This window comes from Psychrobacter alimentarius (genome assembly GCF_001606025.1).
Taxonomy (GTDB): Bacteria; Pseudomonadota; Gammaproteobacteria; order Pseudomonadales; family Moraxellaceae; genus Psychrobacter; species Psychrobacter alimentarius.
Map to the genome: position 1 here is coordinate 2,480,348 of NZ_CP014945.1, position 13,479 is coordinate 2,493,826.

Genomic DNA, 13,479 nt, shown 5'->3' on the forward strand with positions numbered 1-13,479 from the left:
GCCTACAAAATATCTATCGCTACCTTACCTTCTCCAAACTTATTGATTCTTTATTTTGCCAGCACGAATGGATAATGGCCAAGTGATTTTTTTCTTGGTTTCAGGATGTCCCCATTCAGGTAGCAAAACGACTCTAAGCTGATCGACTGGATTAAAGCCCAGTACCTTGTTGGCTTCTTTGACGGCTGACCACGTATTAAAATAGCCAATGAGTTCGTCTAAATTCCAAAACTCTTGCATATTGACAGTAGGTACTTTGATTTCTGCAAATGGAAAAGGCAAGCTTTGATAACTATTTTCTACATGCTGTCGTTCTGCTGGCCAATACGGTGCAATGGTTTGATAATAAAACTGCTGAACAAGGGCATCAACTGCCCCTTCTACATGCAAAACACCATAGGTAATTAGAGCTAAAACACCATTAGGTCTAGCTATACGCGTCACTTCTTTATAGAATTTCTCTAAGTCTAGCCAATGCGCTGCTTGAGCAACGGTAATCAAACCTACTGATTCATCTGCCAATCCACTTTGCTCAGCCAGCGCGGTTCGATAGATCACATTGTCTTTCTTTTTGGCTTTGGCGATTTGGGCTGAGCTTGCATCAGTGGCAATCACTTCGTCAAACCTTTCGGCCAACAATACAGAAAGCTGTCCTGTACCACACCCACAGTCTAGCACACGGTTTTGAGCAGCACATAGTTCAGCAAGCTTATCTATTAGTTCAAGAGGATATGAAGGGCGATAAGTGGCATACCCTTCAGAACCTTTGGAGAAATGATCTTTAAACGCTAAGTCTTTCATGCTTTCATCCATTGTTTGGTTTTGTACTTATATCATAGTTCGCGATATAGCTTAGAAACACCACTTATTTGTGTATCCTAAGCCTGTTTATAGCTCACTCAAAGCAGATCAAACCATTAACATCCATAGTGTTATACCTATAAAACACTAGGTCACAGCTTCTACCTCTTTTTCTTCTTAGGCTTCACGACCAACAATGGACAGTTACTACAATACTCTATGGGATCAGTGGCTTTATAATAAAAGCAGCAACTTTTTCTTAATCGAATTAAGCCGCTATCCTCAGTCAGTTTTATTTTTTTAACGTCATAGCGTTTTAATGGATTATGATCGATACCAAATATCTCAGGCGCAGCTTCCTTTATCAAATACGCATAATCTTGTTTGACTTTTTCTTGGATGATTGGAGATGTGGTGGTAATTTTTTTCTCATATAGCGAATATACCCGCACTGCTGTGTTTTCCCACAAAATGCGCGGATGAATTTTTGTCACATCAACCATGACCTGCCATAGTAAAGCCAAATGATTGGCAAAAAGGTTTTTGACCACCATTTCTCTCCATTTTCCCCTATCATTTTTTTATTGTTGATATGCGACTCTAACAAAACAACTCACAAATAAAAAAGGGACCAATCAATGTCCCTTTTTTATGAAAGCCTAACTAACCTCAGTCGATGCTAATTCTCGTGGCAAAATATGTTTATATCAATGATCTTTATATACTACTGACCATCGTATCAGGTGATAAAATCGCTGCTAGCTCTTCGTCACTAAGTAGTTTTTCTTGTTTGACCAGCTCCGCCACGCCTGACCCACTTAGTAATGCATGTCCTGCGATACGACTTGCGTTTTCATAGCCAATATGTGGCACCAGTGCCGTCACGATACCGATGCTATTTTCGACATGCTGTGCGCAGCGGGCTTCATTGGCCGTAATCCCTTTGATGCACAGATCATCCAACATGCGAATCGACTTTTCTAACAGACGCGCGTTGTTCAATAGGTTATAGACAATCAGCGGCTCCATTGCGTTCAGCTGTAACTGTCCTGCTTCTGCTGCCATAGTAATCGTCGTGTCCGTACCCATCACCTGAAATGCCGTTTGGTTCATGGCTTCAGGAATCACTGGATTGACCTTACCTGGCATAATAGACGAGCCAGGCTGCATGGCAGGTAGATTGATTTCGCCCAACCCTGTGCGTGGCCCGCTCGATAATAGACGCAAGTCATTGTTTAGCTTAGATAATTTGATGGATAGACGCTTGAGCGCACCAGAAAACGTAATAAAGGCACCCATATCAGCGCTGGCTGCTATCAGATCATCAGCAAGTGTCACTGGCAAACCACTGATATCAGCCAACTCCTCAATTGCCAAACTGGCATAGCCTTTAGGCGCATTGATACCTGTACCGATAGCGGTGCCGCCTAAATTCAATTCGCACAATTGCAAGCAAGCTTGTTCGATTTGCGCTATTTCACTGCCCACGTCACTGGCAAAAGCATTGAACTCTTGACCGAGCGTCATCGGCACCGCATCTTGTAATTGGGTGCGACCCATCTTGAGGATACCGCCAAATGCTTGTCCTTTAGCCGCTAAGCTTTGTTGTAGGTTAAGAATGGCTGCTTTCAGTGGTTTTGCTGCAAACACGATCGCTAAACGTGCCGCGCTAGGATAGACATCATTGGTCGATTGAGAGCGGTTCACATCATTATTGGGGTGCAAATGACGGTATTGACCATACTCAAAGCCCATTTTTTTTAGGCCAATATTAGCAATGACTTCGTTAGCATTCATGTTGGTTGACGTGCCTGCCCCGCCTTGGATGAGATCGACAATGAATTGATCATGATGCTCGCCATTGATCAGATCCGTACACGCTTCGGTAATGGCGCCAAGTTTATCTTCAGTGAGTAATCCATGCTGATAGTTGGCCTTGGCAGCAGCTGCTTTTACCATGGCCAGCGCTTTAATCAAATCCGGAAAATGACTGATTGGCGTGCCAGTGATATTAAAATTTTGATACGCGCGCTGTGTTTGAATACCATACAAAGCCGCTGCAGGAACGGCTTGTTCGCCCAATAAATCTTTCTCAATACGAGTTGGGGTGTTGTCATCAGTCAGGTTGTCGATGTTTTTCATATTTTTTGGTCTTCTTGGAGATGAGGTCAGTTAAATCAGTTAACGCACCATACTTATGTATTTAAAAATTTATGTACTTGAAGCTTTATGTACTTAAGAAGTCTTGGCGTTACTAAAAAGCAGAGTCATCGTAACTGAGAATAGAGCGCGAGAAAAACGTAAATATTCTGCTCTCAGCCCCAAAAATATTCGTGCTTAGCAAATTATGTTACAGATACGCTTGCTCTACTGAGCATTGATATGTGTAAGATACATGTCTTGGGATAGCTCACAGTCCCAGCACTTGCTGTAAGGCATTGATCTGTGGCTGCTGACGATCCGCATACCGATACGCCAGCACCACCTCCCGAACCAAGCTGTTATCGCCCAAATAATGAATTTGTACGGGCGCTGCACTGCGAATCCAGAGTCCAGCATAAGGTATCAAGGCCACGCCCAAACCTGACTCCACCATCCTAACAATGGCATCTAAGTCATTAATCTCCATGATGGTATTGACCTTGATGTCTTGTTTTTTAAAAAACTTACTGAGCTTTGCCCCTGCTGAGGATTGCAAGCTGTAATGGATGAATGGATGCTGCTCAAGCGTTTGTTTAACACTATGAAACGGCCATTTTTTGGGACTGATAAGTACATAAGGTTCGGTCATAATAGACTGGGCCACGATGTCTTTTGGCAAGGCAAAAGAGGGTTGTATGGTAATGGCCGCATCTATCTCCCCGACTTCGAGTTTCTCAAATAACTCTATAGCACGTCCAGGGACAATCTCTGTCTGCATTAATGGGGCGAGCAGAGTAATCGCCTTTAGCGCTTCGGGTAAAATACCCACTTGTACTGAATTGATAGCGCCAATTCTAAGCTGTCCATAGTAGCTCGCAATGTCAGTATCTGAAGGCAGCTGCATGGTGGCATAAAGCGCCAAAATCTCTTTGGCAATAGGCAAAATACGGGTGCCTTGCGGGTTGAGCGTGATGGCTCTGGCAGAGCGGGTAAATAATGACAATCCCAAATTATCTTCTAAGGTTTTAATCTGGGCACTGACCGCCGATTGGGTCAGGTTGATATGCCGAGCAGCCGCGGCAAAACTGTCCAATTCGCAAACGGCTACAAAGGTTTTAAGCTCTCTTATCATTGATGTCACCACACTTATTATCACCACGGTCAGATAAGGTACAACAATGATACCCTGCTGCCAATGTTATATTTTTTTGTTCGCTGTGCCTTTGCCGACAGGGACTACAAAAGTATGATGTTGGCAGTACGCAAGAGAAGTTGATACCAGTAGCGTGCTTTTACCTCATCGATTGTCATTATACGTTCATTTTTGTTCTATAGAATGCGTGGATTCTTTTGGATTACCAGTGATGTGACACACTTTTAATCCACGATAAAAACAGTATATACGGTCATCGTATTTTACTGATATCTATGAAGATTTCTATTGCGATAACAGCGAGTCGATATAATGAGCAGTTACCTGTGTTTGACAGATTATGAAAAGAATTTGATTGATAGCGCTTTACTTATCTTGATGCAAAAAAACATTCAATATAGCAACCAGTCAACAGAAGACTTCATACAGCAGCACTATCAAAACTTTAACCTGACGCTTTTTGAATTATGCGCAAAAATCAAATCTCCTGATTTTGATAAGAATATGAGTCTATCCTCAAAAGAAATCAAAAGCATTAAAAAAGGGTTGACCTCGCTATACAGCCTTATCTCTCAAAAAGCGGTGAAGAAAAAAGAGGTGAACCAAAAAGATGACTATAAAAGTTATAAGCTACAAATCATAGAGCTGGAGAAAAAAATTGGGGTGATAGAAATGGCTTAAGAACGGGCGATTATTTTGCGCCGTTTGTTATATAGCTAATCCTAAATAAAAAAGGTACAACAATGATGCTGGACTGCCAACGATATATTTTCGTCGCCTCTGTCTGCGAAGGCACAGCAAGCAAGAAAATATGACGTTGGCAGCACTGTATGTATTTTATACTGGATTGACTATAGTTGATTTATTTTAAAACCGATACCGTGCTACTGGTATGAATGTTGCGCCGCCTCTGTTTAGCAGCACGCAAGAAGCATTCATACCAGTAGCACGTGGCTATTTTATTTCGACCAAACTGGTTCTATTTTATTTAGAATCGACCGTATTACTGTCGACTGATACGCCACCCTCTGAATTTGTTAAAAAAACCCTTAAGCCTGTCAGAAAAGCTAAATGCTTCTGACTCTGTTACCTCTTCAACATGATGCCGGGTAGCCAATATGGGCTGTTTTACCAATTTTTCATGATGGTCAAAGGCGCGATCAAGGCTGATACTCATCATCGTGAAATTGGTCGGGCGCGGCAGACAACGATATACCTGACCTTTATTGATCAGGTCAATCACCATATGTGCGTCTTTAAATTCCGTCAGCATCAACACCATCAGATCAGGCTGAATGTTTTTTAATGCATAAACGATGGGCGTGATGTTTTCACCATTCAGTGTGGCATCGGTTATCGTAACGCCAAAACTCTTTTTCTGTAATAGCTTTGCTGCTTGCTCAAGGTTGCTTGCCCAACTGACACTATAGGTATGCTTGAAATGCTGCTTCATTTGTTGATAGATATCTTCATTATCGTCTAACACCAAAATGTTGCGTTTGGTATTGCTACTGTATGCTGCACTGTGCTGAATATCATCTGCTTGGCTAGGCTCTTGTAAAATATCCTGCGTTTGCTGGGCAATCTCGGTGGCTTTGTTGACGACCTTTTTGAGCTCGTCATTTTGCCACGGCTTGGTAATATAACGATAGATTTCACCTTCATTGACTGAATCAATCACTGCATTAAGATCGGCGTAACCTGTCAGCAAAATACGAATGGTATTGGGTGAGGCTTCTTTAACCTCGCGCAATACTTCGGTGCCTTGCTTATCTGGCATGCGCTGGTCACTGATGACCACTTGCACTTCATGCTCATTGACATACTGCATCAATTCATTGGCATCCGTGGTGATAAACACGTCATGTGACTGACGAAAGTGCATTTTTAGACTGCGTAAAATGCGCGGCTCATCGTCGATAAAAGCGATCTTTGGTTTTTGCATGACACCCTCTTTAAGTAAATTTCTTTAAGTAAATGGTTAGAAACATCTCAACTTTCGAACAAAGCTTGTGAGGGTTTATTTTCACGAGATTTAGGCTGTATCGGCAGCATAATGGTAAAAGTTGTGCCCTCGCCCACGGCCGAATGAGCGTTGATACTGCCGCCATGCTGCTCCATAATTTGAGTGCTGATGGCAAGTCCTAAGCCTGTACCATCACCTGCTTTTTTGGTGGTGAAAAATGGTTCAAAGATACGCGCCAATGTGCTTTCATTGATGCCTTGCCCATTGTCGGCGACTTGAACCATTATTTTTTGCTGTGCTTCATCGACAGATGAGATAATGTGCAACTCACCTTTACGGTCAGGTTTGATGGCTTGAGCGGCATTGTTGAATAAATTCAGCAACACCTGATTGATTTGAGAAGGATTGCATTGCACCAAAGGTAGCAGCGCTAAATCGGTCGTAACCGCCATGCTCTTAAGGTTGTTGCGTGTCATGACGAGCGAAGTATTGATACAGTCATTGATATCGACGTCCTTTACTTTGGACTCATCGATTCGAGAAAAGTCGCGCAAGCTAAGTACCAACTCCGCAATCTGATCGACACCGTATAATCCATCCTTGATGAGATCTGCCAAGTCCTCACTCACCTCGTCTGCTTTGATTTCTTCACAGCACTGCAAGGTTTGATCGATAAGCTGTGCTACTTGTTCTTGGTTCGCATCAGGTGTTTTTAGCGCTTGTAATAATTGATCGGTATGGCTGAGCAGTTCATCAAAGCGCACCAGATTGTCACCAACCAATTCCATGTTACTACGTACATAACCGAGTGGTGTATTGACCTCATGCGCCACGCCTGCCACCATTTGTCCGAGCGTGGCCATTTTTTCAGAGCGTACCAGCTGTACTTGCGAGGCTTTTAACTCATCCATCGCCTGCTGCAAATCTTGAGTACGAGCGGCGACTTGCTTTTCGAGATGGACATTGATTTCGGCAAGCGCGCCTTCGTTTTCGACAACCCGATCAATCAACTGGTTGGTCTGATCGCTGATGATTTGAATCTCACTCACATTGGAATTGGGCAATTTGTGATCGCTGAGTTTTTGATATTGTTTTTGTTCAATCAAAGCGCCCATGTCTGCTACTGCCGAGGCCATACGCTTTAACGGTCGAGTAAAATAGCGACGGAACACCCATGCGGTCAGAAGCAAAATAGGCAGAAAACCCAATAGCATTGCCTGAATGAGCTGATTAGACAGCGCATTGGCAACACTCATCATGTCGCTGTTTGGTTTGACAATGACCATTTTCCAATAAGTGAATGGCATACGAAACACGAAAGCGGTGGCAGGCTCTTGTAATACAAAATCATTGGGTACATCGATGGTGTCCACTAAATGACTGTCTACCAAATTAAAGGTCTGATCGATGTTTAGTAGGAGCAGCGCTGAGAGCAGCTTAGACTCTTGCTCGCTGATTTTACCCACATTGGTGGTACTCAAAATACTGCGTGCTGCCAACGTATAACGGTTCTCGTCTTTGGCAACGGCTTCATCAATAAGCGTTTGATTGATACTATCCAGACTATCAGCAATGGGCGCAAAACCAGGCGTTTTTTCTGCCAACTGATGCGCGGTCACCATCTCGCCTTGAGGGTTGTTTTCGGTCACTTGAGTGACAATAGATTGGTCAGGAAACGTTAAAAACCGATTGTCCAAATCTACTAAAAATACGTAACCACCAAGCTTTTCTTGCCATTTTTTCATGGCTGTATCGAGGTTATCGAGCAGCAGATTGAACGTCACTACCCCGTCAAAGGCTTGATTGCGACTGTCATACAAGGCTTTAGCACAGGTCATCATTGGCTGATTGCTCACCGGATCAAAGTACGCTCGGCTCCACACACAATGATCATGACGCGCATACATTGCAGGGATGTACCACCAGTCTCGATAATATGCATTGGGCGTTTGCAGCACCTGATTGTAGCGCTCTGTCTGCTGCATGACACCAGATTGATCACGCATCCACACAAATGATTTGCGATCTCGTCCCTCAGTATATGTGTTGAGATCAAACCACACACCCCCGCCCACGATTCTCTGATCGGTTTGGCTCATGAGGTTATTAAAAGCCTCTTTATACAAAGCGTCCTGTTTGGGCAATCCGCCAGCTATGGCACTGGTCGCTTTTGCCAAGCCATCGACGTGATTGATACTCGTCATGATGCTGTTGATCACTTCATTACCAGTTTCAACCACAGTTTCCGATGTCATTGCCAATATGCGTGGCTTTCCTTGGGTTTCAATGACCCAATACACCATCATAGTAATGAGCGCAAACGCCAATGCTAAGATAATCAGCATACGTGTGGTGATACTACCGAGCCGACCAGCTCCACTCATAAAAACACCCTATCTGTATGTGCTACGTCTGTACTTCCTAGGATCGGCATCCAGCAATGGAGGAGCGATAAAGGTTGATAAACAGCAATTTATAATGGGCTTAAGGATACGATGTGGTTATGACAATATAGTGACAAAAGACACACAAATTGATAGAAGACAGCAATCCTAGCGCGGATTGAGGGTTTTAGGAGTATTAATACTAAATACTTTTTGTTGAAAAAGTGAGGGCAACTTAAAAGACAACAAGATTGAAATTCATATCACATAATAAATATACAACTAACTATGATTATGCAAATAAAAGTAGGACTGCAACTTACCTATATATTAGATCCATTCACTTTCCAAATATTCATATTCTCTAATATTCTTATTTCTTAATTACTTTGTCTTAAATTTAATCTATCGATATTAATCTCTTTCTTATTTTCCAAAAATTTTGAGCAGTAGTAATGATTATGTAAATATTTTTAATTTTACAATAATTACTCAGACTTACATTATTGAAGTTTATTAAACACTTAAGTAGTAATGTATTGTCAAACCCTAGGCTATGATACTTTTCATATTGGATATGCCAATAATAATCAATCAGATAATTGCATATTTATATTTCGTAATTATTGCTCATGAAGCAGTACATATTAGATGATATATAGGGACAGATTATGTTGGTCAGCAATGGAGTACCTCGTAAAAAAATACTAAAAAATATAGCGAGCACTTCTATAAAACAATCGCTACAAGAAACGCATTCCCCAGCTAGCCAAGAGCCTAGTTTAAGCTTTCAACTCATGACACGCGCTGAACCACCAGCACTGGTTATTGCTACCATTCAATCCCTACTTGCTGTTAAAGCACCTCAAGACGAAATCATTATTATCGATAATAATAATACGGCAACCTCACTATATCGACCATTGGCCGCGTTTTGTGCCAGCTTAGATCCCACGCAGCAAGTGCATTTTTATCATATCGACGCTGTCGCAGGTTTTAAGGCAGGTGCATTGAATTTGGCATTGGGACTGATGAATCCAAACTGTAGCTATCTCGTGGTGGTCGATAGTGACTATCAAGCGTTACCACAGGCAAGATCATCCATTGCCGATGCGATCAAATGCCATCCTGAACACTCCTTACTTCAGTTCCCGCAGTTTTACCGCAATGGTGGGCAAGTGGATACGCAGAGCGAACTGAATCATTACTTCAACCATCATTTATATCGCCCTTTCAATCAAGATCGTGCATTATCGACAGGGACTTATGCAGTTATCCGCCGCTCAGCGCTTTTAAATTTGGGCGGTTGGTCGGGGGCTTCAATTACCGAAGATGCGCAGATGGGTGTCCTCATGCACCAAAAAGGCTTTCACAGTAAATTTATACCACAAGTTATTGCCACTGGTTTATTGCCCAATACGTTGAACGATTTGATGTCTCAGCGTCGACGCTGGATCTATGGCAACATGCAAGTATTGCAAGATTATGCAGCGAAGCCGTTTTTCTTGTCAGCCAAAGAATCTGACAGCCCATTACGTGTGAGTGAGCGCCTAGCTTATACGCGTGCTCACCTCTCACAGCTCAGTGCTTGGATCAATTTCACAGGGTTTTTTATCTTTTTGCAAATATGCGCCTTGTTAGTAATTGGCATATCACTTTTCAATCGTCACTTGGATATGTCTGTGCTCACGCCTTTATATTTGGTGTATACCAGTTACGCGATCTTTTTGGGCAGGCGTTTGTGGGCGTACTGTCATGATGAATCACCGCTTAACAAGCAAATTGATAAAAACCACCAGACCAGCACGCATACAAAATTGCGGGCATGGCTGATGCATCTCAACTTTTGGGAGCTTGGCGCACTATCGTGGTTACCCGTGCTGTGGGGACGTACCAAGCCCTTTATATGTACACCAAAGCAAGAATTTATTCAGACCAGTCGTTCTGTGCAACTGGCAAATATTGCCGCCTTACCAAAACTGCTGCTGACCCTAAACCTCATAACAGCGATCTGTGTCGCGCCTTTTTCACCGCTCTATTCACCCATATTGTTCTTCTGTGCAATGACTGTCTGTTTGTTGAAGCTGGCAGCGGCAAGAGTGGCGATGGATAATTTTGTTGCTACCGAGCAAAAAGCACCCAGTATCAGCACCAAATCAAAACCTGCTATCACCACTTTACATAAGCAAATCAAACCTATAAAAACAGCTGATATCACAGCAGTTTTTGAAGATAAAAAAACCATCAATTACTAGACGTACAAACCTTTATATCTGTTTTTTAAACGTGGTACTGATTGTTTAGTACTTATTTTGATTCATTTTTAGCGTACATTCATTGCTATTTTTTCTTTTGAGGTTCTTATGTCTTGTGACATGTCATCTGATTTTTTAACGACTGCTAATCTTGCTGAGATTCGTCCTACTACTCTTCCAAACCGACCACTGCGTATAGCCATCATCGCTCATTGCCTATACCCAATCGCCCAGCCATATGCGGGTGGCCTTGAAATGATTACCCAGCTTTTATGTGATGAGATGGAAGCGCAAGGTCATGAGGTATTGCTTTATGCGCATGAAGACAGTCAAACACAGGCGACATTAGTCCCCTTCTTAACGCGAGATGAATTCGATGCGACAGTCTATGATAATGAGCATGAATCCTTAGGGATGAGCCGCGAGGAGCTGTATCAGTATTTGGTCTATCAAAGCGCATTACGTGATCTGATCGATCGTGATGCGCGCGGTGAGATTGATATTGTTCACAATCACAGTCTGCACCATATCCCAATGATGACCGGTCAAGCGTTTGGTGAGCGCTTTTTTACGACTTTCCACACGCCTATATTTCCCCAGCTGCGCTTGGCGCTTCTGACGTTACGTCATGGTACCAAGACTCAGTTTACGGCTATCAGTCAACATCAGCAGCAGCTTTTTTCTGAATTCGTACCCTCACAGGTGGTTTATAACGGAATCGATGTGGCGTCTTTTGTAGCCAATATCGACGTTGATACTGCTAGCGATGCCAATAGCGAGCATGAAAGTTACTTTTGGTACGGACGCATTTGTCCCGAAAAAGGCACGCATTTGGCAATGCAATACTGTATGGAAGCAGGTAAAAAACTCATCATTGCTGGGCCGAAAAGTAACGAAGAGTACTTCAACGAGTACGTGGCACCCTTATTGGCAGAAGACTGCAAATACAACGAGTCACCACTGTTTGACTATGTGGGTCATGTCACAAAAGATGAAGTAAATCGGTATTTGTGCCAAGCGACAGCCATGCTATTTACAAGCACTTGGGATGAACCTTATGGGTTGATACTGGCAGAAAGTCTGGCTTGCGGTACGCCTGTCATTGGCTTTAACGTAGGTGCCAGTGCAGAAATCGTCACACCAGATACAGGTATCATCGTGCCAAAAGAGGACAAAGCCGCTTTTATAAGAGGCTTTTCTGAAATTAAACACATATCACGTCAAGCTTGTCGCAATCGCGCTGTGGCGTTTTGTTCCGTATCAGCGATGGTGGAAGGCTACCTTGCGTTATATCAAACAGCGGTAAGTAACAAGCAGCAGATATTTGAGTCTAATGGACAAAAAAGCGTTCAAGCCAGCACTCACGCCGATGCGCAAGAGAGTATTCAAAGCAATGCTCAAAATAATGATGTTAGGCAGATACCAAATACCTTTAACCATTTAAGGGATGAAAGACAGCAATTGACTGCTTCAACTAATGACCTCACTACTATGGCCTATGGAGAATAATGATGCTGCGTATTGGCTATTATGCACATCATCATGGGTCAGGTCACTGCCGACAAATAGACAAGCTTGCCGCTCTACTACCGATTCAAAAAAGGCAGCAATTAACTGTATTTACCAGCTTGGCTCCAGAAGCGTATGCTTTTAGCGCTATTGATGAGCAGCAGATTGTCCGCCTTTATCCAGAGGATGAGCGTACAGATGACGTCTTAAAAGGACGCGCAGGCAAGTATTGGCAACCAGCAAGTCTACATTACTCTCCTATTGGTAATGCTGATATTCAAAAGCGTAGCCATCAAATACTAAATACGATTGTGCAGCGCGACATTGACTTGATGATTATTGATGTTAGCGTTGAAGTGGCCATGCTATGCCGAACGGTAAGTATTCCCTATCTCTACGTGAGGCTACCGGGCCTTCGGGACGATACACCTCACCTTGAGGCTTTTGCTGGCGCGCTTGCGTTACTAGCCCCTTATCCTCAAGCGATCGAAGCGGCAATGACGCCCAGTTGGGTACGTCAAAAAACAGTGTACCTTGATTTTATCAATCTCACCAAAAACGACATATCAAGCCATCAGGACTTTATCAAAACGCTGACGACACTGACTGCCGACCATCCAAACGTTATCTCTTCATTTGCAACCAAACCCATCATCACTGTCATTAAAGGCTACGGCGGACATGAAGCCATTGACGCAAAACTGCCTGAGCTGCGCCGTTTATTACCTGACGCTTTTATCATATCGCTTGGACCGATAGATAATGACTTGAGAGCTTACGTTGATGTGGCTATTCACGTGAATGATGTGACACCATTTATGTATTACAGTGATTATTTGCTGATGGCCTGTGGACTCAATGCCGTGGCGCAAGCCTATTATTGTACAACGCCGCTTGTGGTCTTGCCTGATGAGCGTCCACACCAAGAGCAAGCAACCATGGCGCAGGCGTTGATAGACCAAGGGCGTGCATTGAGCTGGGAGCAATTCGTATACTCGATGAGTGCTGAATCTACCTCCGCTTATCCTACCAAAATCACTGCTTCGCAAACACAAGATAACTTGAATGATGATAGACCGTCATTTTTCCCTACTGAAGACTCGTTTGCGGCTCAGGCATTGATGGACAGCATTATCACCTACTCGACCGCTAAATCTTGGTTCAACGAATGGCTGTTGCCGCAACTTGGGTTGCGCCCTGAGGCTTAACGTCATTTTAGTCTGCCACTCTAATAACTAACCCTTTGAATTTTAATCCTTTGAATCTTAG

Annotated in this window: 10 protein-coding genes; 4 read left to right on the top strand and 6 right to left on the bottom strand. The window is 43.1% G+C overall.

Annotated elements, in window-relative coordinates; genetic code table 11:
* Positions 1-39: 39 nt before the first annotated feature.
* From A3K91_RS10165 to A3K91_RS10180, 4 genes are all read right to left on the bottom strand, one after another.
* The gene (locus A3K91_RS10165) at positions 40-801 is read right to left on the bottom strand and encodes a class I SAM-dependent methyltransferase (protein WP_062845154.1); all 762 of its coding nucleotides are present in this window, start codon (positions 799-801) and stop codon (positions 40-42) included.
* A 161-nt stretch (positions 802-962) separates the two neighbouring features.
* Positions 963-1,355: a (2Fe-2S)-binding protein gene (locus A3K91_RS10170; RefSeq protein WP_062845155.1), complete on the bottom strand. Its 393-nt coding sequence runs from the start codon at positions 1,353-1,355 to the stop codon at positions 963-965.
* 163 nt (positions 1,356-1,518) lie between these two features.
* Positions 1,519-2,943 carry an aspartate ammonia-lyase gene (locus A3K91_RS10175; RefSeq protein ID WP_062845156.1) on the bottom strand — a complete coding sequence of 475 codons (1,425 nt, stop codon included), beginning with the start codon at positions 2,941-2,943 and terminating at the stop codon, positions 1,519-1,521.
* Positions 2,944-3,211: 268 nt separating this feature from the next.
* The gene (locus A3K91_RS10180) at positions 3,212-4,075 is read right to left on the bottom strand and encodes a LysR substrate-binding domain-containing protein (RefSeq protein WP_062845157.1); all 864 of its coding nucleotides are present in this window, start codon (positions 4,073-4,075) and stop codon (positions 3,212-3,214) included.
* A 399-nt stretch (positions 4,076-4,474) separates the two neighbouring features.
* On the opposite strand from A3K91_RS10180, the gene A3K91_RS10185 reads away from it, so the two are divergent.
* Complete coding sequence (locus tag A3K91_RS10185) at positions 4,475-4,777, top strand: hypothetical protein (RefSeq protein ID WP_157769655.1); 303 nt, start codon at positions 4,475-4,477, stop codon at positions 4,775-4,777.
* 322 nt (positions 4,778-5,099) lie between these two features.
* Here A3K91_RS10185 and A3K91_RS10190 read toward each other — a convergent pair whose 3' ends face one another.
* Both A3K91_RS10190 and A3K91_RS10195 read right to left on the bottom strand, forming a co-directional pair.
* Positions 5,100-6,041 (bottom strand): response regulator, encoded by a 942-nt coding sequence (locus A3K91_RS10190; protein ID WP_062845159.1) that lies wholly within the window; start codon positions 6,039-6,041, stop codon positions 5,100-5,102.
* 47 nt (positions 6,042-6,088) lie between these two features.
* Positions 6,089-8,446: an ATP-binding protein gene (locus A3K91_RS10195; protein WP_062845160.1), complete on the bottom strand. Its 2,358-nt coding sequence runs from the start codon at positions 8,444-8,446 to the stop codon at positions 6,089-6,091.
* A gap of 671 nt (positions 8,447-9,117) precedes the next feature.
* Between A3K91_RS10195 and A3K91_RS10200 the strand changes: the two genes are divergently transcribed.
* From A3K91_RS10200 to A3K91_RS10210, 3 genes are all read left to right on the top strand, one after another.
* Positions 9,118-10,701 (top strand): glycosyltransferase family 2 protein, encoded by a 1,584-nt coding sequence (locus tag A3K91_RS10200; RefSeq protein WP_062845161.1) that lies wholly within the window; start codon positions 9,118-9,120, stop codon positions 10,699-10,701.
* A gap of 120 nt (positions 10,702-10,821) precedes the next feature.
* The gene (locus tag A3K91_RS10205; RefSeq protein WP_167541800.1) at positions 10,822-12,210 is read left to right on the top strand and encodes a glycosyltransferase; all 1,389 of its coding nucleotides are present in this window, start codon (positions 10,822-10,824) and stop codon (positions 12,208-12,210) included.
* Positions 12,210-13,418 (top strand): hypothetical protein, encoded by a 1,209-nt coding sequence (locus A3K91_RS10210; protein WP_062845163.1) that lies wholly within the window; start codon positions 12,210-12,212, stop codon positions 13,416-13,418. Before A3K91_RS10205 ends, A3K91_RS10210 begins: the two co-directional genes overlap by 1 nt.
* Positions 13,419-13,479: the final 61 nt, after the last annotated feature.

What these genes read in the sequence shown, in the direction of transcription:
- A3K91_RS10175 (WP_062845156.1), bottom strand. Translation starts at nt 2,943, where the DNA reads ATGAAAAACATCGACAACCTGACTGATGACAACACCCCAACTCGTATT.
- A3K91_RS10210 (WP_062845163.1), top strand. Translation starts at nt 12,210, where the DNA reads ATGATGCTGCGTATTGGCTATTATGCACATCATCATGGGTCAGGTCAC.
- A3K91_RS10205 (WP_167541800.1), top strand. Translation starts at nt 10,822, where the DNA reads ATGTCATCTGATTTTTTAACGACTGCTAATCTTGCTGAGATTCGTCCT.
- A3K91_RS10180 (WP_062845157.1), bottom strand. Translation starts at nt 4,075, where the DNA reads ATGATAAGAGAGCTTAAAACCTTTGTAGCCGTTTGCGAATTGGACAGT.
- A3K91_RS10170 (WP_062845155.1), bottom strand. Translation starts at nt 1,355, where the DNA reads ATGGTGGTCAAAAACCTTTTTGCCAATCATTTGGCTTTACTATGGCAG.
- A3K91_RS10195 (WP_062845160.1), bottom strand. Translation starts at nt 8,446, where the DNA reads ATGAGTGGAGCTGGTCGGCTCGGTAGTATCACCACACGTATGCTGATT.
- A3K91_RS10185 (WP_157769655.1), top strand. Translation starts at nt 4,475, where the DNA reads ATGCAAAAAAACATTCAATATAGCAACCAGTCAACAGAAGACTTCATA.
- A3K91_RS10190 (WP_062845159.1), bottom strand. Translation starts at nt 6,041, where the DNA reads ATGCAAAAACCAAAGATCGCTTTTATCGACGATGAGCCGCGCATTTTA.
- A3K91_RS10165 (WP_062845154.1), bottom strand. Translation starts at nt 801, where the DNA reads ATGAAAGACTTAGCGTTTAAAGATCATTTCTCCAAAGGTTCTGAAGGG.
- A3K91_RS10200 (WP_062845161.1), top strand. Translation starts at nt 9,118, where the DNA reads ATGTTGGTCAGCAATGGAGTACCTCGTAAAAAAATACTAAAAAATATA.